The 25,507-nt window shown below is 41.6% G+C and carries 24 protein-coding genes and 2 pseudogenes; 10 read left to right on the top strand and 16 right to left on the bottom strand.

All coding sequences use genetic code 11. The features are described 5' to 3' along the window. Positions 1–43: 43 nt before the first annotated feature. Both JEU79_RS12515 and JEU79_RS12510 read left to right on the top strand, forming a co-directional pair. Complete coding sequence (locus JEU79_RS12515; RefSeq protein WP_198264384.1) at positions 44–2,533, top strand: glycogen/starch/alpha-glucan phosphorylase; 2,490 nt, start codon at positions 44–46, stop codon at positions 2,531–2,533. A 67-nt stretch (positions 2,534–2,600) separates the two neighbouring features. Beyond that, positions 2,601–3,965, top strand: a complete 1,365-nt coding sequence (locus tag JEU79_RS12510) for an HD-GYP domain-containing protein (protein ID WP_198264383.1) — start codon at positions 2,601–2,603, stop codon at positions 3,963–3,965. On the opposite strand, the gene JEU79_RS12505 is transcribed toward JEU79_RS12510, so the two are convergent. From JEU79_RS12505 to JEU79_RS12465, 9 genes and pseudogenes are all read right to left on the bottom strand, one after another. Further along, entirely contained in the window at positions 3,945–4,193 is a 249-nt protein-coding gene (locus tag JEU79_RS12505; protein ID WP_198264382.1) for a hypothetical protein, read from the bottom strand. The genes JEU79_RS12510 and JEU79_RS12505 overlap by 21 nt on opposite strands. A 230-nt stretch (positions 4,194–4,423) precedes the next feature. Beyond that, positions 4,424–4,765 (bottom strand): S24 family peptidase, encoded by a 342-nt coding sequence (locus tag JEU79_RS12500; RefSeq protein WP_198264381.1) that lies wholly within the window; start codon positions 4,763–4,765, stop codon positions 4,424–4,426. Between the two features lie 377 nt (positions 4,766–5,142). Continuing rightward, positions 5,143–7,070: pseudogene (gene aprA, locus JEU79_RS12495) on the bottom strand (adenylyl-sulfate reductase subunit alpha). A gap of 134 nt (positions 7,071–7,204) precedes the next feature. Beyond that, on the bottom strand, positions 7,205–7,681 hold the full coding sequence (gene aprB, locus JEU79_RS12490; protein ID WP_198264365.1) for an adenylyl-sulfate reductase subunit beta: 477 nt from the start codon (positions 7,679–7,681) through the stop codon (positions 7,205–7,207). Positions 7,682–7,804: 123 nt separating this feature from the next. Then, positions 7,805–9,853, bottom strand: coding sequence for a sodium-translocating pyrophosphatase (locus JEU79_RS12485; protein ID WP_198264380.1), 2,049 nt, complete (start codon positions 9,851–9,853; stop codon positions 7,805–7,807). A 344-nt stretch (positions 9,854–10,197) separates the two neighbouring features. Continuing rightward, positions 10,198–11,451 (bottom strand): 6-phosphofructokinase, encoded by a 1,254-nt coding sequence (locus JEU79_RS12480; RefSeq protein ID WP_198264379.1) that lies wholly within the window; start codon positions 11,449–11,451, stop codon positions 10,198–10,200. A gap of 79 nt (positions 11,452–11,530) precedes the next feature. Continuing rightward, positions 11,531–11,896: a hypothetical protein gene (locus JEU79_RS12475; protein WP_198264378.1), complete on the bottom strand. Its 366-nt coding sequence runs from the start codon at positions 11,894–11,896 to the stop codon at positions 11,531–11,533. Positions 11,897–11,898: 2 nt separating this feature from the next. After that, entirely contained in the window at positions 11,899–12,408 is a 510-nt protein-coding gene (locus tag JEU79_RS12470) for an FKBP-type peptidyl-prolyl cis-trans isomerase (RefSeq protein ID WP_198264377.1), read from the bottom strand. Positions 12,409–12,553: 145 nt separating this feature from the next. Then, positions 12,554–12,988: a CBS domain-containing protein gene (locus JEU79_RS12465; RefSeq protein WP_246540244.1), complete on the bottom strand. Its 435-nt coding sequence runs from the start codon at positions 12,986–12,988 to the stop codon at positions 12,554–12,556. Between the two features lie 305 nt (positions 12,989–13,293). Between JEU79_RS12465 and JEU79_RS12460 the strand changes: the two genes are divergently transcribed. The 6 genes and pseudogenes from JEU79_RS12460 to JEU79_RS12435 all read left to right on the top strand — a co-directional run bounded on the left by JEU79_RS12460 (position 13,294) and on the right by JEU79_RS12435 (position 19,121). Then, on the top strand, positions 13,294–13,650 hold the full coding sequence (locus JEU79_RS12460) for a nucleotide pyrophosphohydrolase (protein ID WP_198264375.1): 357 nt from the start codon (positions 13,294–13,296) through the stop codon (positions 13,648–13,650). 335 nt (positions 13,651–13,985) lie between these two features. After that, positions 13,986–14,615, top strand: a complete 630-nt coding sequence (locus tag JEU79_RS12455) for a transposase family protein (protein WP_198264374.1) — start codon at positions 13,986–13,988, stop codon at positions 14,613–14,615. Between the two features lie 22 nt (positions 14,616–14,637). Further along, positions 14,638–14,880 (top strand): hypothetical protein, encoded by a 243-nt coding sequence (locus tag JEU79_RS12450; protein WP_198264373.1) that lies wholly within the window; start codon positions 14,638–14,640, stop codon positions 14,878–14,880. An 88-nt stretch (positions 14,881–14,968) separates the two neighbouring features. Further along, entirely contained in the window at positions 14,969–15,313 is a 345-nt protein-coding gene (locus JEU79_RS12445; RefSeq protein WP_198262538.1) for a hypothetical protein, read from the top strand. A gap of 297 nt (positions 15,314–15,610) precedes the next feature. Then, positions 15,611–16,908: pseudogene (locus tag JEU79_RS12440) on the top strand (CoB--CoM heterodisulfide reductase iron-sulfur subunit A family protein). 2 nt (positions 16,909–16,910) lie between these two features. Continuing rightward, positions 16,911–19,121 (top strand): FAD-dependent oxidoreductase, encoded by a 2,211-nt coding sequence (locus JEU79_RS12435; protein ID WP_198264372.1) that lies wholly within the window; start codon positions 16,911–16,913, stop codon positions 19,119–19,121. A gap of 4 nt (positions 19,122–19,125) precedes the next feature. Here JEU79_RS12435 and JEU79_RS27470 read toward each other — a convergent pair whose 3' ends face one another. The 4 genes from JEU79_RS27470 to tnpA all read right to left on the bottom strand — a co-directional run bounded on the left by JEU79_RS27470 (position 19,126) and on the right by tnpA (position 21,413). After that, entirely contained in the window at positions 19,126–19,593 is a 468-nt protein-coding gene (locus tag JEU79_RS27470) for an IS66 family transposase (RefSeq protein WP_281401064.1), read from the bottom strand. Between the two features lie 11 nt (positions 19,594–19,604). Continuing rightward, positions 19,605–20,615 carry an IS66 family transposase gene (gene tnpC, locus JEU79_RS12430; protein ID WP_281400891.1) on the bottom strand — a complete coding sequence of 337 codons (1,011 nt, stop codon included), beginning with the start codon at positions 20,613–20,615 and terminating at the stop codon, positions 19,605–19,607. Positions 20,616–20,721: 106 nt separating this feature from the next. Further along, a complete protein-coding gene (gene tnpB / locus JEU79_RS12425) occupies positions 20,722–21,087 on the bottom strand; it encodes an IS66 family insertion sequence element accessory protein TnpB (protein WP_198262804.1) in 366 nt (121 codons plus the stop codon). Continuing rightward, the gene (tnpA, locus tag JEU79_RS12420; protein ID WP_198262442.1) at positions 21,084–21,413 is read right to left on the bottom strand and encodes an IS66 family insertion sequence element accessory protein TnpA; all 330 of its coding nucleotides are present in this window, start codon (positions 21,411–21,413) and stop codon (positions 21,084–21,086) included. Before tnpA ends, tnpB begins: the two co-directional genes overlap by 4 nt. A gap of 244 nt (positions 21,414–21,657) precedes the next feature. Here tnpA and JEU79_RS12415 point away from each other — a divergent pair, with 244 nt between their 5' ends. Together JEU79_RS12415 and JEU79_RS12410 are read left to right on the top strand one after the other, a co-directional pair. Next, positions 21,658–22,284, top strand: coding sequence for a 4Fe-4S dicluster domain-containing protein (locus JEU79_RS12415; protein WP_198264371.1), 627 nt, complete (start codon positions 21,658–21,660; stop codon positions 22,282–22,284). Positions 22,285–22,299: 15 nt separating this feature from the next. Beyond that, positions 22,300–23,202 (top strand): CoB--CoM heterodisulfide reductase iron-sulfur subunit B family protein, encoded by a 903-nt coding sequence (locus tag JEU79_RS12410; RefSeq protein WP_198264370.1) that lies wholly within the window; start codon positions 22,300–22,302, stop codon positions 23,200–23,202. Between the two features lie 64 nt (positions 23,203–23,266). On the opposite strand, the gene JEU79_RS12405 is transcribed toward JEU79_RS12410, so the two are convergent. From JEU79_RS12405 to JEU79_RS12395, 3 genes are all read right to left on the bottom strand, one after another. After that, positions 23,267–24,472 (bottom strand): hypothetical protein, encoded by a 1,206-nt coding sequence (locus JEU79_RS12405; RefSeq protein WP_198264369.1) that lies wholly within the window; start codon positions 24,470–24,472, stop codon positions 23,267–23,269. Further along, positions 24,465–24,935 (bottom strand): hypothetical protein, encoded by a 471-nt coding sequence (locus JEU79_RS12400; protein WP_214660560.1) that lies wholly within the window; start codon positions 24,933–24,935, stop codon positions 24,465–24,467. The genes JEU79_RS12405 and JEU79_RS12400 overlap by 8 nt, the downstream gene beginning before the upstream one ends. Before the next feature lie 124 nt (positions 24,936–25,059). After that, a complete protein-coding gene (locus tag JEU79_RS12395) occupies positions 25,060–25,503 on the bottom strand; it encodes a hypothetical protein (RefSeq protein WP_198264367.1) in 444 nt (147 codons plus the stop codon). Positions 25,504–25,507 lie beyond the last annotated feature (4 nt).

The raw sequence follows: 25,507 nt of genomic DNA, 5'->3' as shown, positions 1-25,507 counted from the left end.
ATGAGTCCCTCAAATGTATAAACATTGCAGCAATTTCAAGCTCATGATCAAAAGTAAACCTGTTGATGAATTAACCACTGTACCACCACTTGGAATGGATGAAGAATCCGTAAGGAACTGTTTTCGCTATTATTATAATCATACCCTAGGGCGAAGTAATAATTGTCTGGCCACCCACTATCCCTATAAAGCCCTGAGTTATACCTTACGAGATCGTCTGATGGAACGTTGGAAAAAAACCCGCAGCGCCTATGAGGATTCCGATTGCAAACGAACTTATTACCTTTCTCTGGAATTTTTAATGGGTCGGGCATTAAGTAATTGCATGCTCAATTTGGATTTGAATGAAACTGTACAAGCTTCTTTTTATAAACTCGGTCTCGATTTAGAAGAAATTGCTGATAGTGAACAAGATGCGGGACTTGGTAATGGTGGTTTGGGCCGTTTGGCGGCTTGTTTTCTTGATAGTTGTGCCACCTTACAGTTGCCCGTAAAGGGCTATGGCTTGCGCTATGAATACGGCATGTTTAAACAGCGTATAGAGCAAGGTCATCAAATTGAAGACACTGACCACTGGTTACTCAATGGCAATCCCTGGGAATTGGAACGCCCCGAATACACCCAACGCATCAAATTTGGCGGCTATACCGAATTTCATAAGAACAATAAAGGTAAATTAACGGTATATTGGAATGGTACACGTGATGTATTGGCTGTGCCCTATGACATCCCTATTCCAGGCTTTCAGAACGGTACGGTCAACACGCTGCGCCTGTGGAAGGCAGCTGCAACCGACGAGTTTGATTTAGATGAATTTAATATGGGCAGTTATACCGAAGCCGTGGAAGAAAAGAATTCTGCCGAACATATTACGATGGTGCTATACCCTAATGACAGCAGTGAAAATGGTAAGGAATTACGTCTGCGCCAGCAATATTTTCTCGCTTCTGCCAGTTTGCAGGATGTATTACGTGAATGGTTATTCCGTCATGATGATTTTAGTCAATTTGCAGAGAAAAACTGTTTTCAACTCAATGATACTCACCCCACCATATCCATTGCTGAATTTATGCGCCTATTGATTGATGAGCATGAGCATACCTGGGATGAAGCTTGGGCCATTACGAGTAATAGTATGGCCTATACCAACCATACCTTATTACCCGAAGCATTAGAGCGCTGGTCAGTACCTTTATTTAAGTCATTATTACCCCGCTTACTGGAAATTATTTACGAGATTAACACCCGCTTTTTAGAACAGGTCGCCATGCACTGGCCGGGCGATGCCCAACGACGCAGGCAAATGTCCATCATTGAAGAAGGTTCTGTGCCACAAGTGCGTATGGCTTACCTTGCCATCGTCGGCAGTTTTTCCGTCAATGGTGTCGCGGCCCTACATACTGAACTACTCAAACAAGGCTTATTCAATCCCTTTTATCAACTGTGGCCAGAAAAATTTAATAATAAAACCAATGGTGTTACCCCCAGGCGTTGGTTAGCCGGTTGTAATCCTGAATTGCGCCAACTTATTAGCAAGAAAATTGGTGAAAAATGGATCAAAGATTTATCCCAATTAAAACAACTTGAGAAGTTCGTCCATAAAAAAGAATTTCGTAAACAATGGCAAGCCATCAAGAAGTCGAACAAAGTGAGGTTAGCTGCACTGATCAAAGAACAATGTCAGGTTGACTTTAATACCAACGCACTATTTGATGTGCAAGTAAAACGCATTCACGAATACAAACGTCAACTGCTCAATATCTTACACGTAATACACCTATACAATCGTATTAAGGCTGGCGACACAAAAGACTGGACTCCTCGCTGTGTATTAATAGGCGGTAAAGCCGCACCCGGTTATGCCATGGCCAAATTAACCATCAAATTAATCAATAATGTAGCTAATATTGTTAATAATGATCCGCAAGCCAAAGGCTTACTCAATGTTGCATTTTTTCCCAACTATAATGTCTCCGCTATGGAAGTTATTTGCCCCGGTACTGATTTGTCAGAGCAGGTTTCAACTGCAGGTAAAGAAGCATCCGGCACTGGTAACATGAAGTTCATGATGAATGGCGCATTAACCATTGGTACTTTAGATGGTGCCAATATTGAAATCAGAGAAGAAGTTGGTGCCGATAATTTCTTCTTATTCGGTTTAACCGCTGAAGAAATTGATACTTCCAGGCCACACTATGACCCTATGAGTATTATTAGCAATGATACTGACATCGCTAATGTCATGCAAATTCTTGAGTCAGGTTATTTTAATCAATGTGAGCACAAACTCTTTGAACCCATACTAAACTCCATTAAGAGTTCCCATGATATGTGGATGACATTGGCTGATTTTCGCTCCTATATTGATGCTCAGGAAGAAGTGGCCATCGCCTATCAGGATACTGAAAAATGGACCACAATGAGTATTATCAATACCCTTTCCAGCGGTAAATTTTCTACCGATAGAACCATGCAGGAGTATAATCGAGATATCTGGAAAATGAAGGCGGTGCCTGCTCACCCAGTAAAATAGATAAAGGCTATACAAATTCGCCAATACGGGCTATTAATAAGAGTGTCCAAATAAAAAAACAGCACTCATGAAATTATCTCTTACTAGCGAAATTTTTATTCTTATAGCCCTTCTCTTTGGTATTCAATCCGCATTATTGTATTACCAAAGCGAAGAGATGATTGAAGATATTTTGCTCGATGAAAGTCGCAAACAGGCACAAACTTTTTTACATGGCCTAGAGAGAGAAATTAACTCTTTTTCGAGCATTCATGATAAAGTCTTATTACGCCAAAAAGTCTCCCGAGCCCTAAGCCAATTTGAAAAATTCAGTCAATTTCATGAAGTCAACTTTTCTATTTACCGCTTGTACATTTTTGATGCAAAAGGTGAAATTCTTGCCGACTCACATCAAAAATATGACACTCGAAAGAATGTCAGCGAATATCTCGAACCAGTATTTCAGCAACAACATTCTTTAGTCAGTAAAGAAATTGAGTATAAGCCCGGCAGGGAGATCAAGGGTAAGTTAGTTTCTATTACTGATGTTATTATTCCTCTATATGAAAATAATCAGGTGGTTGCAGCCCTAGAAATTGAAATCAATATCGAAAAAACATTAAATAATATTAAAATGATCGATGGTCAATACGATACTCGGATGACGATTATTATTAGCCTCAGTGGTTTATTGTTAGTCTTATCTCTGGGTTACTTTTTACACCGCCGGCTTATTGCCCCTATCTTAAAAATTGAACAAACAGCGCGTGATATTACTCAAGAAAATTTTTCCAGTCGCATAAATAAAATTAATGCGCCCAAAGAAATCACTCATTTAGGTCAATCAATTGATAGTATGGCTGGCAGTATTCAAGATTTTATCAATAGTAAAAACCAGTCCTATATTGAAGTCATTAACTCTCTCACTAGAGCACTGCACGCAAAAGATGACTATACAGCACAGCACTCCAGTCGAGTGTCTGCTTTTTCAGTAAAACTTGGAAAATATTTCAAATTATCAAAGGAAGATTTAGCCCTTTTAAAACAAGGTGCTTTAATGCATGACTTGGGAAAAATTGCTATTCCAGATAAAATTCTCAATAAAGAAAGTCCTCTCACTGACGAAGAATTCGCCATCATGCGTGAACACCCGGTAAAAACCGCCGAAATTCTCAAGCCGTTACTTCACTATGAACACCACCGTGAAATTGCCGCATGGCATCATGAACGCTGGGATGGCAAGGGCTACCCTGATGGTTTAAAAGGTGAAGACATCCCCTTTATGGCACGCATTGTTTCCATTGCAGATACCTGGGATGCCATGACAGGTGATCGCTGTTATCGAAAAGGAATGAGTAAAGAAAAAGCCTTGTCTATTATTCGCACAGAGCGCGATTCCGGACAATGGGATCCACAGATGGTTGATGCCGTTTTAGAGATAATAAAAATATAATCCTAAAAAAATCAGTTGAACCTGCGCCGTCATATATCGAAAGCCAATACCATAACGGACTTCCTCAACCATCACTAAAACAAGCAAAGTAAAAGCAATGCCTCCCGCTAATAAACTCGCACCCTTCTTTGCCCATATATTCCAGATTCTGACAAACAATTGTGAAAAAAACACAATCAAAAAAATAGCGAAAACAAATTCAACTTTTTTCGCAATCATAGTAAACAAATATTAATTGCCTACGATTAATATTTTTAGCAAATAAAAATAACCGCAGACACAATAAATCTAGGAGAGAAAAGAGGAATTATCAAGAAAACAAAACGAATAGTGTGAGCTAATACCCAAGTACTATTTTTATACTATAAAGCTGAATTTAAGGACAATAGTAAACACTGAAAATTATACTTATTTAAATTGATACATCGTTAGCCCAAATATAGCCGCTACCATCAATATTAGCGATGCTTTTTCATATCCTTACGACGATTACCCGATTGCACAATCACACCTTCCAAATCATCCAAACCATTAATTTCAATCGTTTCATACAAATCATTCAGCGGTTGTAAGAAGAATTTTTTATCATACATACGAAGCTGTCTAAAAATAAATTCATCATCCACCTTAGCAATCACATAAGAACCATCCCTAACCACCGCTTCAGGATCGATAATTAGTACTCGGCCATGCTCAAATTCAGGCTCCATACTATCCCCTAAGGCACGCAAAGCAAACATTTCTTTAGCGCTACAGCTACTATCCATTGGAGGAATTAAGCTTTCAGGTCTTTCGGACATAAGTAAACTCACTTTAAAATATTAACATCATAGTGTTTAACCTAAAAAAATCAGTTGAACCTACTGCGACCGCCTTATGCACTGAATCTTAAGGATTTTCCAGAACATTTTGACTTCACCCGTAGGTGACTACGAATAAAGCCAAAATAACCTGTAAAACCCTTAATCTTCAGCACCTAAGTCGCTCTCGCTACGATTCAACTGATTGTTTTAGGTTTAATGATAAATGAAAAGTTAATTTGCATCAAGAGGTGATTATTTTTTGTTCAGTCAAAGACAATTAGGTACAAAAAAAGCCCGCTCAACTTGCATTGAACGGGCTCTTCTTGGTGCTTATTAAGCCTTACTGTACCTGAGCTTTCACTCAGTTGCAGTCATTACTTCATAAGGACAGACTTGTCGACAACATCAACGTGTTCTACTTTAAAGCAGTTCCACTTTTGTGTCTTCTTGTCATAGGTTGAGTTCACAAAACATTTCCAGTTTTCTTCGTCAACAATGTTGAAGTCCATACGATAGTAGAAGCCAGGGTAACGTGATTCTTCACGGAACTGGATGTGCTTCATGTGTGCTTCAGCAGTCAATATGCGGTGATAGTTTTCCCACGCACGTAATAACTCGTGTAAATCTTTAGCACGCATTTTCTTCGCGTCTTCTTTTAGCATACCCAGCTTGTGCTCTGCGACTTCTAGCATCTTCGCATTGGTCTGGTACATGGTCGCAACACCGGCTACGTACTCATCCATCATCTTCTGTAAACGGAACTGAAGCATTTTTGGTGTGATGTAGTTAGGGTTGATATCGATTGCTGTAGAGTAATCTTTGTGCTGCTCTAAGAAGGTACGTACTGGCTGATAGATATCTGAGGTCAACTCTTCTACTGAAGTGTCTAATTCAGGTGTCCAATCTTTGTTGTCTACACAGTACTGAACCATGGCTTTAGCGGCTAAACGACCTTCAGCGTGAGAGCCTGAAGAGAATTTGTGACCGGATGCGCCAACACCATCAGCAGCGGTGAATAAACCTTTGATGGTGGTCATTGAGCGGTAGCCCCATGACCATGCTTCAGGTGCGCCTAAATCGGTAGGACCTGAAACCCAGATGCCACAACAACCTGAGTGTGAACCCAGTAGGTATGGTTCGGTAGGCATTAATTCGGAGTTGGTTTTTTCTGGTTCGATATTCTCACCAGCCCATACGCCTGCTTGACCAATACACATGTCTAGGAAATCTTCCCAAGCTTCTGCTTCCAGGTGCTTGATTTCTTTGGGTGTCATGGTTTCTGCTAAATTGCCTAGTGCTGTAACGGTGTCCATATAGATGGGACCACGGCCTTCACGCATTTCTTTCATCATTAGGTGATTACGTAGGCAAGAAGCAGGTACTTTGGCGAGTCCATAAGGAGGATAGTCGTTCAGTAGCTCGGCATTTTTGTCCATGTAAACTTCACCGAAAGCATTAGTTGCTTTGGCTTTGAATAGTAGGAACCATGCGCCAACAGGTCCGTAGCCGTCTTTGAAACGGGCTGGGACGAAGCGGTTTTCCATCATGGTTAATTCAGCGCCAGCTTCTGCTGCCATTGAGTAAGTTGAACCTGAGTTCCAGACGGGATACCAAGCACGACCTGTACCTTCTCCAACAGAACGGGGACGGAAGATGTTCACTGCGCCACCACACACTAATAAGCAAGCTTTGAAGGTGTAAACGTAGATTTTGTTTTCACGAGTAGAGAAACCAACAGCACCGGCAATACGACTGGGGTCGTTTTTGTCGTTGACGAGTTTTACGATGAAGACGCGTTCTTGGATTTTTTCTGTGCCTAAGGCTTTTTTAGCCGCTTCTGCAACAATCCACTTGTAGCTTTCACCGTTAATCATGATTTGCCATTTACCAGAACGTACGGGCATGCCGCCGTCTGCTAATGATTTGCCTTCGTCTCCAGGCTGTTTCCAAATTGGTAGACCCCATTCTTCGAATAGGTGAACTGAATCATCGACGTGACGACCTAGGTCATACGCTAAATCATCACGGGTAATGCCCATTAAGTCGTTTGAAACCATGCGAGCATAGTCCGCGGATCTTGTTCGGTACCAATATAGGTGTTAATCGCTGATAAACCTTGAGCAACGGCGCCGGAGCGATCCATGGCAGCTTTATCGACAAGCTTGACTGAGATGTCTTGGCCTGATGCTTCTATCCATGGTCCTAGTTCGTATGCTGCGCCACATGCGCCCATACCACCACCGATAAGTAGAATGTCAACCGTTTCTTCGATGACTTCTGGATTTTCAAATGTTCCTGACATTCGGATAACCTCTGTTTGTATTGTTCTATAGTTTGAGCTATGTACGTTGTCTGGCTCAGCTTTTTGTTCGCTGGCTGACAAGGGACTGGCTCTCTGTTTTTGCGAGTGCTTCTTGCTTCGTATTACCGAGGTAATTACTTAAGAAGAATCAATTCGTCTGGGTTACCTTCATAAGGATATTTGCCTTCGTTAACGAAGAATCCTTTATCTGAACCAATGTTCGCGTAATCTGCTTTAGGCTTGCCTTCATACGGCTGAATTGAACCTTCTGGCGTGGTACGTATCGGGAATTTGAAACGCTTCATGGTGCCGTTTCTGAATTTGATGGTCCACATGATTGAATCAGTTCCGCGTAGTGGCTGTACTGAACCGCCCATAGGGACGATATCGGCATAAGCACGACATTCGATGGCGTTCTGTGGACAGATCTTAATGCAGGAATAACATTCCCAGCACTGCTCTGGCTCTTGGTTAAATGATTTCATGGCGTGGCCAGTTTCTGAACCGTCTTTGTCCAGTTTCATTAAGTCGTGTGGGCAGATATACATACATGCTGTTCTGTCCTGACCTTTACAGCCATCACACTTTTCTGTGCGTACGAATGTTGGCATGGTTTTTCCTTTTGAAATGAAAGTTATAAAAGTTAAAAAGATTAAACGTATTTAAAATATTAATTGCTTAAATAATGACCCAATCAAGCTGATGAGTCATTATTTATATGTTTTCCCTTCTTGTTACAGAAGAGGAATCATCATCAAAGCAACAATGTTAATGATTTTAATCATTGGGTTGATAGCAGGACCCGCTGTATCTTTGTATGGGTCGCCAACTGTATCACCAGTCACTGCTGCTTTATGCGCATCAGAACCTTTACCACCATGATTGCCATCTTCGATATATTTCTTAGCATTATCCCATGCACCACCACCGGTAGTCATAGAGATTGCAACGAAAATACCTGTTACGATGGAACCGATTAAAACACCTCCCAGTGCTTCCTTACCTAAAGTCAAACCAACAACAATAGGTACAGCAATAGGTAAGATTGAAGGAATAACCATTTCTTTAATCGCTGCTGCTGTTAGCATATCAACCGCTTTAGAATAATCAGGTTTTTGAGTTCTGTCCATAATGCCCGGCATTTCTTTGAATTGACGACGTACTTCAATGACCACTGAACCCGCTGCACGACCCACTGCTTCCATCGCCATAGCACCAAATAAGTACGGTACTAAACCACCGATAAACAGACCAATCAGAACCATATGATTTGATAAATCAAACGATACAGCACCGCCACCATTCGCTTCCAGAGTATGGGTATAATCAGCAAATAAGACTAGCGCAGCCAATGCTGCTGAACCAATGGCATAACCTTTAGTGACAGCTTTTGTTGTGTTACCCACAGCATCCAGAGGATCGGTAATGTTACGAATTTCTTCTGGCATATCGGCCATTTCCGCAATACCACCGGCATTATCAGTAATAGGACCATAAGCATCTAGGGCAACAATAATACCTGCCATTGACAGCATAGACGTTGCAGCAATTGCAATCGCATACAAACCACCTAGTTCATAAGCACCCCAAATACTAGCACAAACAGCCAGTACAGGCGCTGCTGTTGATTTCATTGAAACACCTAAACCAGCGATGACGTTGGTACCATCACCCGTCAAAGAAGCGGCAGCAATGGTTCTTACAGGGGCATATTCTGTTGAAGTATAGTACTCAGTAATAACAACCATCGCACCCGTTAGAGCTAAACCGATAAGTGCTGCATAGTATAGGTTAATAGTTGCAAGCTCAGTTCCAGCGACCTGAATTGTATCACCCAGCATATAAGTTGTTACGGGGTAGAATGCAATGCCGGCAACGACTGCAGAAGCAATAAGGCCTTTATACATAGCACCCATAATGCTGCCTCCGTCATTACTCAATTTAACCAGCATGATACCGATAATTGAAGCAACAATAGAAACACCACCCAGAACTAATGGATACATAACCGCCGCATTAACAACATCGCTTGATGTAGTGACCATTAAAGAACCCAATAACATAGTGGCAATAATTGTTACCGCATAAGTTTCGAACAAGTCAGCTGCCATACCGGCACAGTCACCCACGTTGTCGCCAACGTTATCAGCAATAACTGCAGGGTTACGAATATCATCTTCAGGAATACCGGCTTCTACTTTACCGACGATATCAGCGCCAACATCTGCACCCTTGGTGAAAATACCACCACCCAAACGAGCGAAGATGGAAATCAAAGAACCACCAAAAGCCAAACCAATTAATGCATGAACAGCCTCATCAACCGTCAAGCCCATTGCTGTTAATATGACGAAATAACCGGCAATACCGATTAGAGCTAAACCAACGACGAGCATACCGGTAATAGCACCACCACGGAAAGCAACAAGGAATGCAGCGCCCATACCATTTTTAGCTGCTTCAGCAGTACGAGAATTAGAGCGAACTGAAATATTCATGCCAATATAACCAGTTGCTCCAGACAAAACAGCACCAATTAAAAAGCCAACAGCACTATAAGCGCCAATAAAGATGAAAATCGCAACAAACACAACTGCACCAACCATTGCAATGGTTTTATATTGACGGTTTAAGTAAGCTTGTGCTCCATCTTGTATTGCTTGCGCAATTTCTAACATGGTGTCACTTCCCGGTGAGTGAGACATGATCCACTTAATGGATATGATTCCGTATACTACGGCAGCTATTCCAGCGACCAGTGCAAAGATTAATTCAACAGACATTACGTTCCCCGTTGCTAAGTTTTTAAAAAGTGAATTCAGTACGAATTCAGGATAAAAAGACCACTTGAGTCTAATTCATAAGCCACTGATGTTCATTGATCAACATCAATAAGCACTAATATGATATAAGTTTGACAGTTATTTGTGTCCATACATTAATTGTATTTTTAGGTGTATTTACTTTAGAACAACCTATCTGGCACATTCTCTACACACTATGTCAGCTTATCGTATAACTTGAAATATAAAATTTATGTTCTATATTTAAAAGTTAAGTAAAAATTCTTAAAACAATAAAAAATCAAAAAAAAGGGCTGATTAAATAATCAGCCCTTTTTTACAACTTAAATCTCGAAGTTTGGTAACTTCTTGGCAACACTTTGGTTTTTCAAAACGACGTATTTAGGTAAGCCGTTTTCATAAGGAGGATAATCTTCACCTTCAATTAAAGGTAATAGATAGTCCTTACATTTTTGCGTGATACCGAAGCCATCATCAGTGATGTAATCCATTGGCATCATTTTCTCAACATTGGCCACTTCTGATAGAGGCGCTTTACCAATTTTCCATTCATAAGGGTCGTTAGATATGCGATCTATGGTAGGCATAATGGCATTATCACCTTCTAAAGCGAAGTTAACACCCGCTTCACCTAGTGCGAATGCTTGTTCAACATCAGACTTAGATGATAAGTGACGTGCTGCACGTTGCAGATAATCAGCAACAGCCCAATGGAATTTATAGCCAAGAGCATCTTTAATGATGTTAGCAACAACTGGCGCTGCGCCACCTAATTGCGCGTGACCAAATGAATCGCGAGTACCCTGTTCAGCAAGGAAACGACCATCAGCCCAATGTACACCTTCAGAAACAACGATAGTGCAGAAACCGTACTCTTTAACCTTAGCATCAACCTGAGCTAGAAACTTATCCTGATCAAATTCAATTTCTGGGAAAAGAATAACCACAGGGATATTTTGATCTTCAATCAAACCACCCGCAGCAGCAATCCAGCCCGCGTGACGACCCATGACTTCAAGTACGAAAATCTTAGTTGAAGTCTTAGCCATTGAACGTACGTCAAAGCTCGCTTCTAAGGCTGAAACAGCGATGTATTTTGCCACCGAACCAAAACCAGGGCAGTTATCAGTGATAGGAAGATCATTGTCAACTGTTTTAGGGATATGTATAGCCTGAATAGGATAGCCCATCTTTTCAGATAGTTGTGATACTTTATGACAAGTATCTGCAGAGTCACCACCACCATTGTAGAAGAAATAACCGATATCGTGTGCTTTAAAGACTTCGATAAGACGCTCATATTCTAGCTTATTATCTTCAAGACTTTTTAACTTGAAACGACAAGAACCAAAACCACCTGAAGGCGTATGCAATAAAGCAGCAATATCTTCTTCAGATTCTAGATTAGTATCAATCAAATCTTCAGTTAATGCACCAATGATACCGTTACGACCCGCGTAAACAGTACCCATTTTATCACTATTCTTACGAGCTGTTTGAATAACACCACAAGCTGAGGCATTAATTACAGCAGTAACGCCACCAGACTGGGCGTAAAATGCGTTCTTCTTTGTCATCTTAACTCCAATTTAATTAATTTAAATTTGTTTGATTCGGAAAATAAGCTGATGAAATCATCAGCTTATTTATTAATTTTTATTTGCTGTCCTGAGATTTATCTCGTTCCAGATCGGCATGTACCTGTAATACTGTCACCACACAATCAAGGATATTATCAAAATCCTCCACCGCAGTGCCATATTGGTCTCGTCCCTTATAGTAAAACTGCCCCTTATAAGTTGAGTCACCGACTTTAAAAACAACAAAGTTAGTTTTCTCAAAATCCCAGAACAAAGCTGGGCAAGTAGTAAGCTCTCTATCGCCACGATGTAATTTTATCTCAACATCAGCAAGCTGTAGTTCAGTTTTGCCTTTACCCCAACGCTCATCAAGGGTTTGTTGTACTGTCCATTTATTGCTATCTGAGAAGTCTTTGATTTTAAATTGATCATTGAATGACATAATTAATGAATAGTCCCTGCATCACCGGCGGTAAAATTCTGTGTCACACCATTTTTAAGCTCTTCATCTGTGGCATCACGCACAACACCTACCGTCACGACATACTTGATCGTTTGACCCGACAAAGGGTGATTGGCGTCTAATGTGAACTTACCCTTTTCAATGTTAGTCACCGTAAATTTTTTGGCTTCGCCACGTTCATTTTGCAGCTCAATTTCTGCACCTACTTGAATAGACGGGCGGTTTTCAGGTGGTACGTTAGCCAAATCATCGGTAAAAATAAGATTCGGGTCACTTGGCCCGAAGCCTTCTAGTTGACTCAAAGAAACTTCGACACGCGCGCCATTAGAAGCACCTTCGAGTGCTTTTTCAATCTTTGGAAACAAGCCACTATCGCGACCATGAATGTATTTTACCGGTATATCAACACGTTCTTTAATCTCACCTTTGGCATCTAAAATCGCATAAGTAAGTTCAACGTATTTATCTTTCTTTATTTGTTCAGCGGACATTCGTATTACTAACCATATCTAATCATAAAGGAAATGGATGACAATTTTATGTCACCCATACTTTTTCAAACCGCCATATTCTACCACATGTAGTAGGAAATGGTTAAATGCAATTTCAATGGCTGTTGTGTTCACTGGCAATTAATTAGTTATTAAGGAGCAAGCTTTCCTGGAAAACAGCCTTATGAACATCACCCATGCTCAAAATACCCACTAATTTATTGTTTTCAGTCACTGGAATACGACGAATTTTACGAATCCACATCATCGAAGCCGCACGTAAAATAGGCATGTCAGGGGAAACACTGGCTACAACACTGGTCATAAGATCGCCAACTGTTTTACCCAGCACACTGGTATAATCTTTTTCCATGCCCTCAAAATCAGCTTTTGCACCCGAATCCACTAACTCTTTCATGTCAGGGAACATGCTACACAGAATATCTTTCTCAGAAATAATGCCGACAACATTATTCTCAGCATCTACAACAGGCATACCACTGATTTTATTGAAACACATGACTGTCGCAATTTCTTTAATTGGCGTATCAACATTACATGTTCTTACGTCTGTACACATTGTATCTTTAACTTGCATTGGTAAACCTCATCCTATCCCAAAAAATATTTTGGCTAATTCTTATAAAAATGGCTCTAATAACACTCTCCATGACAACTCTATTTACCTTTAATAAAGTAGTATTTATTAATAAGATAATTTTTGTGGTTGTTTTTATTATCTAATAAACATACCATGTTTTTTGACCTTAAAAACCTACTCCTTAATGGATATAGGACACTATCTACAAACAGCCTGCAACTCATTATCTGTTTAACTAAACAGCCTACTTTGTTGTTTTGAATGGAATTTAAAGAATAAGCCTTATGCCTGATACCATTGAAAAAATCTCTAATGACTTAAAAAACTTTGCGATTGAACGTGATTGGGAGCAATTCCATACTCCTAAAAACCTTTCTATGGCCTTAATTGCAGAAGCTGCTGAGCTGATCGAACACTTTCAGTGGCTCACACCAGAGCAGAGTAAAGAGCTTAGTGGTGAAAAACTTAAGGATGTTAGTTATGAAATGGCGGATATTTTTATTTATTTGCTCAGGATTGCAGAGCAGTTGGATGTTGATTTAGTGACTGCTACTCGAGAGAAAATGGCGATTAATGAGCATCGGTTTCCTGCTTCTGAGAAAGGACAGCAGAATCGGAAGGACAAAAAGTACACAGAATAAAGTGGCGCTCGTAACATGGAGTGTGGCTTAAACCAGAATGAGGCAAGACGCAAGCTACCTATAGTCCTAATCGCTAGGATAACGACTATAACGGTAGCGAGCTCCTATAGTCCTAAATAGGTATCAGCAATTCTCGCTGAGATGAACAATTGAGTTGTAGTGGTGCTTACCAAGCAGAAATAAAAAAACTTTTCGCAGTAACTTTAGCAAAATTAAAAAAATCGAATAAAAAGCTTGCATTTTGAGAAACAAGAGATCAAACTCTTGTTTTTCAATTGGTTGAATGACTTCATGTTAAAAAATATTTTCCTTTTATATGCTTGGTACTGTGAATTTTGGCCTCTTTAAGTCAGCAAAAAAAACATTTAAGTTTTTCTGCCCTGAAACAGGCCATCTCACTGCACTTTCATGCAATCAAAGATAGCCGAGTACAAGGAAAGTGTGATTACAGTCAACATGATGTGCTTATGAGTGCTTTTGCCTGCATGTATTTTCAAGATCCCTCTTTAAGTGAATTTCAGAAACAGATGGAAGAGGAACAGAATCAAAATAATTTACGCACTCTTTTTAATGTTGAAAAAATTCCTAAAAATAGTCAACTAAGAGATATTTTGGATCTCATACCCTCTAAAACATTTGCACCTGCATTTAAAGATTTATTTGAACGACTCAGACGACATAAGCATCTTGAAGAGTATGCCATATTACCCAACACATTGCTTTGTGTTATTGATGGCACGCAATATTATTCCTCTAAGCAAATCCATTGTGACTGTTGTCTTCATAAAGAACATAGAACGGGTGAAATAACCTACAGTCATGCTGTTTTACAAGGTGCCATTATGCACCCCGATAAAAAACAAGTGCTCCCTGTCATGCCTGAAGCAATACAAAATACGGATGGTACAAAAAAACAGGATTGTGAAAGTAATGCAGCCAAACGTTTTATAGCCAATCTAATCTAAAGCACATCCAAGACAAGGATTTATGATTTGTGGTGATGGTTTGATGTCACATCAACCTATGATAGAAGATGTAATTGAAGAAATGATGCATTATTTATTGGTTGCCAAACCTGGTGATCACACATATTTATTTGAATGGCTTGAAGCATTTTCTGAACTCCCATCAATGGACTGGATTGACGAAAAAGGGCACCAACATCATTATCGATGGAAAAATAATGTCCCTTTACATGGCGAAAAAATGCCATTGAAGTTAACTTTTTGAATATACCCTCACCAATACCGCAGGGAAAATTATCTACCGAAATAGCTGGGTCACCGACATAAAGATCAGTGAACATAATATTCAAACAATGACCCAGGCGGGTCGATGTCGTTGGAAAATAGAAAACGAATGTTTCAACACATTAAAGAACCAAGGCTATCACATTGAGCATAATTATGGTCATGGGAAGAAGCACCTGAGCTTTAATATGTATCTGTTAACCTTGCTGGCTTTTTATTTCCATCAAATTTTTGAATTAACCGATGGGACTTATCAAGCTTGTCGTAAAAAGTTTGGCTCTAAAAAATTAATGTGGGAAAAGTTCAGAGGGGTTATTACCTTTTTTGTGATGGACTCCTGGGAACATTTAATGGATTTTTTATTGTACAGAGACGATTATGAGGAGATGAGACCTGTAAAAATAAGAAAATAAACCTATTTTAGGGAAAATGCGTCGATTAAACGCAGCATCTCCCGTGCCTGCTATTTAGAAAGAAAGAACAAAAAAAATTTTAAAAAGCATCAGGCAAACAAAAAATGCTGTTTTCAGCTTAATTCATAAGAATAAGTTACTTCACCGAGTTTTGCTGAATAGGTATCGTGATAATATCTATTGAGATGTATTATTGCGGTCATCAAAATAAAAATTAAAATTCGCAAGTTAAACAGGCGGTTTAATGCCTTCTGCTTTTAACTGATCAATACCAATCCGTTCCGTGGAGGAAATTCGATGTCGGATATTGTAGCAACCAACGAGACCATCTTGGTCGTCGGTGGCGGTATCAGCGGTATCAGTGCTGCCCTAGAAACTGCTGAAGCAGGCAAGCAAGTGATATTAGTTGAGAAGAACGCCTATATAGGCGGTCGTGTCACCCAATTGCATAAATACTTCCCTAAACTATGTCACCCCACCTGTGGCATGGAAATCAATCAGCGTCGCGCTAAAAGCAACCCGAATCTGACCATTCTAACCATGGCCGAAGTCACTGACATCAGTGGCGACAAGGGTGACTACAGCATCAAAGTGAACCTCAAGCCGCGCTACGTCACCAATGACTGTACTGCTTGTGGCAAATGTGGCGAAGTCGTCGAGGCAGAATTTGACAACGAATTCAACTATGGTCTGAACCAACGCAAAGGCGCTTATCTCGCCTATAACAATGCCTACCCTCAGACCTATGTCCTTGACCCGCGCATCATCGGTACTGAAGATGCCACCAAAGCCAAAGACGCCTGTCCAGCCAATGCCATTGACTTGGACATGAGCGAAGAAACCATTGATCTTAAAGCCGGTGCCGTGATTTGGGCCACTGGCTGGCGTCCGTATGATGCCAACAAAATCCAACCTTATGGCTATGACCGTTACCCCAATGTCATCACCAATGTTGAATTTGAACGCATGAATGACCTCATGGGTCCTACTGGCGGTAAAATCCAACGCCCTTCTGATGGCGCAGAGCCCAAGAAGATAGCCTTCATTCAATGTGCCGGTTCACGTGACCGTAACTACCTCAAGCATTGCTCACGCATCTGCTGTATGGCCTCATTGAAGCAAACCCACTATGTACGTGAAAACCTCAGCGAAGGCACCTCGGACATCTACTACATTGATATCCGTGCCATTGACCGTTTTGAAGACTTCTACCGTGACGTACAAAATGATAGCACCGTGAAGTTCATCAAATCCAAAGTGGCCCTAGTCACCGAAGGCGATAATAACAATCCTATCCTTAATGTGTGGACACTGAAGGTTATCACCGCTATGCCAATGAATACGACCTGGTCGTCTTGGCTACCGGTATGGAGCCTAGCGTCAATCAGAGCGACTTCCCAGTGGAAATCGTCATGAACGAAGAAGGCTTTATCGAAATGGACGCAAAGAACGGCGGCGTGTTCGCCGCTGGCTGTAGTTCCGACGCCCTGGATGTTAACCGTGCAGTACAAAGTGCCACGGCGAGCGCCTTGCGTGCGATTCAAGTGATTAATCAAGTTGGAGCCGTCAGCCAACAGAAAGTAGGAGCTAAGTAATCATGGCTGATGAAGTAAAAACAGGTGCCTATATATGCAAAGGCTGTGACCTAGGCAATCGCCTGAACACAGACCAACTGGAAATGATAGCCACCCGCGAAGGCCGTGTCGCCGTCGCCAAGACTCACGATTTCCTCTGTGGCGCTGAAGGCGTCAAAATGATTCAGGACGATCTGGATTCAGGTGACACCAATCGTGTGGTGATTGCAGCCTGTTCACGTCGTGCTAAAACCGATGCCTTTAATTTCTCTGGCGTGCCGATGTCACGGGTTAACTTACGTGAAGGTGTTATCTGGGTGCGCCCGGATGAAGAAGAAGCACAAGAAACCACCCAAGAGATGGCCGAAGATTATGTCCGTATGGGCTGTGCTGAAATCAAATTCATGTCACCCCCTAAAGCTTCTGAAGAGCAAGGCACTAACCGCCACGTATTAGTGGTCGGTGGTGGTATTACCGGTATGACGGCTGCCATTGAAGCGGCGCGTGCCGGTTATCAGGTATCTCTCATTGAAAAGAGTGCAGCCTTAGGCGGCACGACAGGTCAATTGTATAAGCGTGCACCGACGCGTGCGCCTTATGCTGATCCCGAAGACACCGGTGTTGATGCCCTAGCGACAATGCTCGAAGACGATGACAAAGTGACGATTTACCTGAACTCATTTTTAAGCAGTTCAGACGGTGCTCCCGGTCGCTTTGATATCGAAATTACCGACACCAGCAATGACAGCACCCAAACCCTGTCCTGCGGCTCTATCATTCAGGCCAGTGGTCAGACTGAATTTGATGCTAACAAGCTGACTGAATTCAGTTATGCCGATGCACCTGACGTCATTACCCAATTAGAAATGGAAGCCTTAGCCAAAGCGGCTGATGGTGGTGCGATTAAACGTCCATCAGACGGCAAAGCAGTCAAGAACGTAGTCTTTGTGCAATGTGCCGGTCAGCGCAGTGACAAAGCCGGGCATTTGTCTTATTGCTCCGGTCACTGTTGTAATACCAGTATCAAGCAAGCCATGTATTTGAAAGACAATGCTGAAAAAGCCGCACAAGGCAGTAGTATTGATATTCAAACCACGATTTTATTCACCGACTTGCGTACCCCAGGTGCGGGCGGTGAAGATTTCTATCGCAGTGGTCAGAACAAAGGCGTCACCTTCCGCAAAGCCACGGTTTCGGCTGTTGCTGCCGATGGTAAAGTCTCACTCAAGGATTTAATCCTCGATGAAGATGACACCATTGATGCGGACTTAGTGGTCTTAGCCACAGGCATGATACCTAACTCCGGTCGTAACAACGAACGTGAAGATGAGCTCAGCGCTCTGAAGGTTCAGTTTGAAGCCGAAAAGAAAGAAGTGCCTCAGGAAGTGCTTGATGAAATTGCCATTCCAGTGGAATCGATTCTGAACCTGAAATACCGTCAAGGCTCTGACTTACCGCAATTAGTCTCCGGCTTTAACGACTCACACTTCATTTGTTTCCCTTATGAAACCCGTCGTACCGGCATTTATGCCGCAGGACCTACTCGACGTCCTATGGACACCCAACAGGCACAAGAAGATGCAACTGGGGCGGCGATGAAAGCCATTCAGTCCATTGAAAATGCCGGTAAGGGCATGGCCGCGCACCCCCGTGCCGGTGATTTGTCTTACCCTACCTTCCGTAAGGAAGGCTGTACGCAGTGTAAACGCTGTATGATGGAATGTCCCTTTGGTGCCATCGGCTTTGATGACAAGGGTTTCCCTGAATACAATGAAGCCCGTTGTCGTCGTTGTGGTACCTGTATGGGTGCTTGTCCAGTACGGGTTATCTCCTTTGAGAACTATTCCATTGATTCAGTCGGCCAGCAAATTAAGGCCTGTGATATTCCTGATGAGTTTGATGAGAAGCCACGTTTATTAGTATTGGCCTGTGAAAACGATGCCTACCCTGCTTTGGATATGGCGGCGCAAAACCGTTTTGAATACTCGGCCTTTGTTCGTGTCATTCCAGTACGTTGTTTAGGCTCGGTGAATACCATTTGGATCACCGATGCGCTCAATAGTGGCTATGATGGTGTGGTCTTGATGGGTTGTAAGAAAGGTGATGATTATCAGTGTCACTTCGTCAAAGGCTCTGAAATGGCGCATATGCGCATGAGCAAGATTGCCGATACTTTACAGACATTGAATCTGGAAGCCGAGCGTGTGGTGGTACATGAAGTCGCTATTACGTAAGCGCTTAACGAACAGCGTTCTTTACCTTTTCCAATTCTGATTTTTTAAAATTCCAGGGAAGCAATGCTTCCAGCTTTTCAACCGTATCCGCATAAGGTAATTGGGTTAATACATAGACCATATACGCATATGGCTCAATATCATTGGCCTTAGCGGTTTCAATAAAACTATAATGAACTGCACTGGCATGTGCACCCTTTGGCGTATCTGAAAATAACCAGGCCTTTCTACCCACGCAGAATGGACGGATAGCATTTTCTGCCAGCACATTACTGATATTCAACCGACCATCTTCACAATAAACAGTCAGCTTAGGCCATTGATTATCAATATAGGTGAGTGCTTTTCCTGTCAAGCTGTCGTTCGGCACTTTGCCCAGGGTGTTATCGACCCATGTTCTTATTTTCTCAAGAAGCGGCAGGCTCTGTTTCTGACGAACCTTAAATTTTTCATTAACACTGGCTTCTTTTATCTCACGCTCAATTAAATACAGCTATTGATATGGGCCAGTGCCACATCGGCTTTTGTAGGCTTTTGATTGCTCTTTTTCTTTGGTTGTGCCGTCTGAGAATCTTTGAATTTACGGCGAGTGTGATCCCAGCAGCCGACCGATGTGGCATTATTTTGTGCACACACGGCATTGTAACCGGCATAGCCATCGGTTTGCAGATAGCCGCTAAAGCCATCAAGCAGGCGCAGTGGTACTTCCTTCTTACGAGAAGGATCGTATTCAAACAGCACACTGGGTTGTCCAGGTGGCCCGCCACGACTGACCCACATGTATTTGTTCGAATGAGCACTGAGTCCCGGCTCTTTTAATACTTTGAGCACCGTTTCATCCATTTGGATGATGTCACCCGACAGTTGATGTTCTCGCATGAGGTTGATGAGCGGCTGGAACTGATGAGCCAGTTTAATAGCCCAATTGGCCATGGTGGCTCGGGTTATATCGCCGCCATAGCGTGATAATATGCCTTCCATTCGATACAGAGGCAAACCATCGGCATATTTTGAGATAATGATGTGTGCCATCAGGTGAATACTGCCCATTGATTTAGGTAATGGATGTTTTGGCATGACCGCAGCTTTCATTGAACGACTGTCTGTGTCATTGGTGCCTGCAAAGACGGCTTTTTCCTGGAAGTATTCCAGTATTTGGACTTTAGCTGGAATGATATCCAGCTCTTCTCTGACTTTAGTGTAAAAAACCTCAATGGCACCGGCTTTTTCTTCATCTGTCAGATCGATGAAGACAGGGACTCTTGGAATAGTCTTTGAGAAAGGCTTCCTGCCTGTTTTTTCTTTCTTCTTAGGCGAAGTGGTTTTAGGTTCAGGGAGCCCCTCATCGTCAGCCGCCTGCTCAGCTTCATCAAATAAGCGTTCCTGACCATCACTTTTTTCACTGCTGGGTGCAAAGCGTTTACTACGAGCCAGACGAAGGGCTTCTTCCAGTATTTTTATACGTTGGTTTTTCTGTTCAATGACACTCAACAATTCATTCTTGTCCGCGTGTGAAAAAGCGGAAAATATAGAGTCGTTTTTTGTGGATTCAGCCTTGTTTTGCATGGCTTTATTATAACAAAAAATAGACTAAAAGTACTTAAAATACAGACTCATAATGCAATTTCTTATGCGGTTTCATGACACTGATATCATAGCCGTCTAATAGCCAGTTGATTTGTTGTCCGGTGATATTCATCAGGTCATCTTCACCCTTTGGCCATTTGAACTTTTCTTCTGAGAGACTTTTGTAATAGAGTACAAAACCGGTATTATCCCAGAAGAGGCATTTAATTTTATTACGCTGACGATTGGTAAAGGCATACAGATGGCCTGCAAAAGGATTATGACCTAATTCACATTCAACAATGGCACTGAGGCCAATAAAACTTTTACGAAAATCAACAGGCTTCAGATAGAGATACACCTGTGGCAGGCTGAGTGATGGAAGTATGGCTGACTTCATTGGAACAATCCTGCTAATTGTTTTACCAGCTGTACATTATCGGCAGTCACCCCTTCAATGCGTAGCTGATTGGGTAATTCTACAATTAATGCTGAGGTGCGGGCTGAATAGTGTGTCGGGGAAGATAGTTGAATAAAACCATTCCCCTTTGTCATCGCACTGGTTTGCGTTGTTGCACCCAGCAACTTACGCTTGTAATAGCCAAAACGTTTGATGGGTAGCCCATGTTCCTGACAATAGGATGCCTGGCTGATACTGTTTTCATTCCATTGATTAACGTGGTCTTGCCAAAATTGTTTTGAGTTGGCTTGGGTTTCTGGTTTCATTGATGTGCCTCATAATTAATCGATGGATTGATTATGAGGCAGGGGAGATATTTTTTGAATAACGCTAGATGGTTAAGCGCTTACGCTATTACGGACATTCATCGTGTGCCTGAGTTGATTAATGATATGGCCAAGACCATTGATGAAATCGGCATGAGCCCCTTCAAGTTCTAAACAGCCAGGGATTCGGGTGGTGTTAGCCTAAACGCTAACAGCCACCCGACTCCCCAAGGAGATAGTAACAATGAGTGATTTAAATCAAGCCCTGGCCACGAAGTACGAGGGCAACTTCTTAAAAGAAGTCATCGATAACGTCGAAGAAGGCGATATGGTGCAAATGTGTATGCAATGTGGTGTCTGTGCGGGTTCTTGCCCCATGGGCGATCATTGGGAGCATACGCCACAAAAAATCTTTATGATGATTCGGGCTAATAAGCGTGAAGCAGTCCTAGCCAGTGATTCGGTGTGGATGTGTACGTCTTGTTACAACTGTATTGCCCGTTGTCCGCGTGAGTTACCGATTACCCACATCATGCACGGCTTAGCATCTTATGCCAAGCGTTTGAACTTGCAACCTAAGACACAGCCGACGGCTAAGTTTGGCCAGTTATTCTGGGATAACCTCACTAAGAAAGGTCGGGTTAATGAATTGAAGCTGGGTCTAAGCTTGTATTTCATGAATGGCTTTGGTGAAGGCGTGAAAACCGCCATGGCGAACCAGAAGCTCGGTCTGAACATGTTAAAGACTAAGCGCATGGCGATTAATGAAGCCTGGGGTGGTCACGGAGTGAAGGACAAGTCTGGATTTCAGGCCATGTTGAAAAAAGCGGCACAGATTGAAAACGATGCCATTGAAGCCAATAGTAAGTAGAGGATAGGAATTATTATGTCTGAAAAGAAAGAGTACTCATTTTACCCGGGCTGCTCCTCGCAATCCGGGGCATCATCGTCTAACTATTTGACTTCGGTGAATTCCATGTGTGAAGAGCTGGACATTAAGCTCAACACCATTGAAGACTGGAACTGTTGTGCCGCTTCTATCGGTTATGCCGGGGGTGGTGAACTACCGCGTGTGTCTTTATCCGCACGTAACATTGCCCTGTCAGAAAAGCAGCATCCTAAGCAGGATATTGTTGCCACCTGTGCGGCCTGTTGGTTGGCCACGCGTGAAGCCTCTGAGCGCATTGCGCAGAGCACTAAAATCAAAGAAGGCACGGGCTTAGCCCTTAAAGAAGCCGGTCTGGAAATGAAGAACGATAAGAACATCCGTCACATGGTGGAAGTACTGGTCGAAGATATCGGTATGCAGGCCATTTCGGATAAGGTGAAGAAGCCGCTCGAAGGCATTAAGATTGCCGGCTATGTCGGTTGTCAGACCAATCGCCCCTTTGGTATTGATGGTGAGTCATTTGAAAATCCAGCTTATCTGGATAATATGGTCGAAGCCTGTGGCGCTGAGCCCATCCGCACTTATGAGAAGAAAGTCTCTTGTTGTGGTGGTGCTTTAGCCTTCTCTGAGCCAGAGAAAAGCTTTAATCTGATTAAGCCGATTCTGGAATCGGCTATGGACAATGGCGCTGACATGATTGTCACGCCCTGCCCTGTGTGTCAGATGAATACTGAAGTGTATCAGGATAAAATCAATGAGAAGTTCGGCACTAAGTTTAATATTCCTGTGGTGTATTATTCAACGTTGATGTCGGTTGCCTTTGGACGTTCGGCTAAGGATGCGGCTTTGAATGGTCAGATTATTCAGGCGGAAAAATTGAATAAGATTGCTAATAGCTAAAAAGAAATAATGCTAGCCATTAAAAAAGCCCGTACAGGTGACTGTACGGGCTTTTTTTTGCCTATCAAAACCGTATCGAAAACTGTAATGCCACTAAATCCCAATAGCGTTCAGTTTTACTTCTATCGGGATTATCTGCTGAAGAGAGCCAAGATGTACCATCAATATTATGGTATTCAGCCCTGATCATCATAGTTGGATTAATATCCCAGCGAACACCTAACATCGCACTTTTAGAATAAGCAATATGTCTAGGCACTCCAATTGCATCGTAGCCTTTACCCGTTTTATCATCATTATTTAAATAACTTTCATCATAGCGGGTATAGATTTGCCAATTAGGTTTTATCCGATAGCCTGCCTGTAAATACCAGCTTTCACTGGTAGGTTCAACATCAGGAAACAAAGGTCCAAAACCACTAAAATCATTATCCTGATATAAGTATTCACCAGTTAAACTAAAGTATTCACCATTATATTGTGCAGAAGCAATGTATTGAAAAAATTCAGTTTTACCATCAAGAAAAGGTTCAGTTCCCTTAGGCTTGTAGTTCAAGGTTGCATTAGCAAAGCTAAATGAATAAACCATCTCCCCACCATTGCTCTCATAAACTATCTGCCCCAATAGCGAAGGGGATGAAGATGATGATTCTAAATCACCCTGAGGGGAAAAAGGAATCACTGGTGTAGGATAAGGAATCACAGCTTTTAGCAGTTCATCATTGTCATTTCTAGGCACACCATAGTTCAGTTTCAATAAAAGATCATCATCCCCTAACCTGAAAGATGAATAAAGCTGTAAGCCATCTGTAGATAATAATAACGAGCGAGAACGATCATAATAAATTCCCTGAGACAATATAATTGATGGCGTAGTAAATGAAACATCTCTGGTTTCAGAATACAAACCCAAAGGATTTTTAATTCTACCTAAGCGAATACCATACTGCCCCTGATCATGTTCTCCCAAGATAAAATCAACAAAAGCATAATCTATATCCAGCGAATCATTCTCAACCTCACCAACATTACGATACATGGCCTGAACAGATAAACTGATATGTTTTACAGGCTTATAAAAAGCATTAATCCCCGCCTCTGTAAAATCAGTTGATACTGAATTTTCAGATTGACCGTACATATTATTATCTGAAGTATGGATAGCATTTTGAGTAAAGAAACCATGCACAGTCAACTCATCAGTCACTTCATAAGCCAGACTCAGTGTGGACAAAAATAAAGTGAAAATAAATAATAACAATTTATTCATAATTTAACACCCTGACGTTTGTATTTTCTATGGGTGACTTAAGATAACCGATGGCACCGGGGACAGTAGATAAGGCTTCTAGCATTGCAGCAAAAGAATCCACTTCCTGTGGCCCTTGACCTATTCCTGAAAAAATAAGTCGATCCCAAATGCGCCTGAATTGATGGGGAAACATATTAAGTTTAGATTTAGTAAATTGACGATGAGAAGGGTTATTGTCCGGCAACACAAAAACCGTAATTTTATCACCATTATTCCAATGCATTTTACGCATAGCAAAAATGGCTCGAATATCTGACAGACTATATGTTTCTTCTAAAACAGAGGTGTTAACAACCACTTCAAGCGTGTTAGTATCAAGAGTGTCAGCAGAAAGGTTCAAAGAAGGGAGTAAAAAGGAGAACAGCAATAGATACCAACATGGGGTGTTGATATGAAATTTTTTATTAAGTAACGAAACCATCTATAGCGTGATCATCTAAGGCATTATCCATGCTGCATTCATGGTACTAACAATAGGCAACAAATTAAAATCTTGCAAGTCTAATAAAAAAACAACCCCTTATTTTATATCCACCTATAAAAACTCACTTGACTATACAATCCTTTAATTCATTAGCAGTTTGACCATCATAAAGGCATTGCTTCACTTCTTCTGCTTGAACCAGAAGTTTTTTTAGCTCAACCATTAACTCTTCAGGCTGAACATTTTCATCTTTGAGCTTAGATTTGATATTTTCTTTAATCTCATCTTTTCTAGCACTATTTGCTTCGCTTGCAAACGTACTATTCTGTTCAACGACTTGAACATAATCATTAAGACAAAAATTAACCGACCGACCTTGTTCCAAGCATGATAATAATTGCTTCAAATAATCAATGTTTTGTTCAAACACCGGTATTAATTGCTGCTTAAGATCATTAATATCTGTTTTTCTGAGCTTGATATTAAAATCAGCCGCAGGCACAGCACTTAATAAAAGTAGGGAGAAAATAACAGAAGAAATAATAACACTGACAAAATGACGCACAAAT

This window comes from sulfur-oxidizing endosymbiont of Gigantopelta aegis (assembly GCF_016097415.1).
Classification (GTDB): Bacteria; Pseudomonadota; Gammaproteobacteria; order GRL18; family GRL18; genus GRL18.
Note: the sequence above shows the minus strand (reverse complement) of the source record. Positions and strands in the feature narration are given on the sequence as shown.

What these genes read in the sequence shown, in the direction of transcription:
- JEU79_RS12515 (WP_198264384.1), top strand. Translation starts at nt 44, where the DNA reads ATGATCAAAAGTAAACCTGTTGATGAATTAACCACTGTACCACCACTT.
- JEU79_RS12510 (WP_198264383.1), top strand. Translation starts at nt 2,601, where the DNA reads ATGAAATTATCTCTTACTAGCGAAATTTTTATTCTTATAGCCCTTCTC.
- JEU79_RS12500 (WP_198264381.1), bottom strand. Translation starts at nt 4,765, where the DNA reads ATGTCCGAAAGACCTGAAAGCTTAATTCCTCCAATGGATAGTAGCTGT.
- aprB (WP_198264365.1), bottom strand. Translation starts at nt 7,681, where the DNA reads ATGCCAACATTCGTACGCACAGAAAAGTGTGATGGCTGTAAAGGTCAG.
- JEU79_RS12485 (WP_198264380.1), bottom strand. Translation starts at nt 9,853, where the DNA reads ATGTCTGTTGAATTAATCTTTGCACTGGTCGCTGGAATAGCTGCCGTA.
- JEU79_RS12480 (WP_198264379.1), bottom strand. Translation starts at nt 11,451, where the DNA reads ATGACAAAGAAGAACGCATTTTACGCCCAGTCTGGTGGCGTTACTGCT.
- JEU79_RS12475 (WP_198264378.1), bottom strand. Translation starts at nt 11,896, where the DNA reads ATGTCATTCAATGATCAATTTAAAATCAAAGACTTCTCAGATAGCAAT.
- JEU79_RS12470 (WP_198264377.1), bottom strand. Translation starts at nt 12,408, where the DNA reads ATGTCCGCTGAACAAATAAAGAAAGATAAATACGTTGAACTTACTTAT.
- JEU79_RS12465 (WP_246540244.1), bottom strand. Translation starts at nt 12,988, where the DNA reads ATGTGTACAGACGTAAGAACATGTAATGTTGATACGCCAATTAAAGAA.
- JEU79_RS12460 (WP_198264375.1), top strand. Translation starts at nt 13,294, where the DNA reads ATGCCTGATACCATTGAAAAAATCTCTAATGACTTAAAAAACTTTGCG.
- JEU79_RS12450 (WP_198264373.1), top strand. Translation starts at nt 14,638, where the DNA reads ATGATTTGTGGTGATGGTTTGATGTCACATCAACCTATGATAGAAGAT.
- JEU79_RS12445 (WP_198262538.1), top strand. Translation starts at nt 14,969, where the DNA reads ATGACCCAGGCGGGTCGATGTCGTTGGAAAATAGAAAACGAATGTTTC.
- JEU79_RS12435 (WP_198264372.1), top strand. Translation starts at nt 16,911, where the DNA reads ATGGCTGATGAAGTAAAAACAGGTGCCTATATATGCAAAGGCTGTGAC.
- tnpB (WP_198262804.1), bottom strand. Translation starts at nt 21,087, where the DNA reads ATGAAGTCAGCCATACTTCCATCACTCAGCCTGCCACAGGTGTATCTC.
- tnpA (WP_198262442.1), bottom strand. Translation starts at nt 21,413, where the DNA reads ATGAAACCAGAAACCCAAGCCAACTCAAAACAATTTTGGCAAGACCAC.
- JEU79_RS12415 (WP_198264371.1), top strand. Translation starts at nt 21,658, where the DNA reads ATGAGTGATTTAAATCAAGCCCTGGCCACGAAGTACGAGGGCAACTTC.
- JEU79_RS12410 (WP_198264370.1), top strand. Translation starts at nt 22,300, where the DNA reads ATGTCTGAAAAGAAAGAGTACTCATTTTACCCGGGCTGCTCCTCGCAA.
- JEU79_RS12405 (WP_198264369.1), bottom strand. Translation starts at nt 24,472, where the DNA reads ATGAATAAATTGTTATTATTTATTTTCACTTTATTTTTGTCCACACTG.
- JEU79_RS12400 (WP_214660560.1), bottom strand. Translation starts at nt 24,935, where the DNA reads ATGGTTTCGTTACTTAATAAAAAATTTCATATCAACACCCCATGTTGG.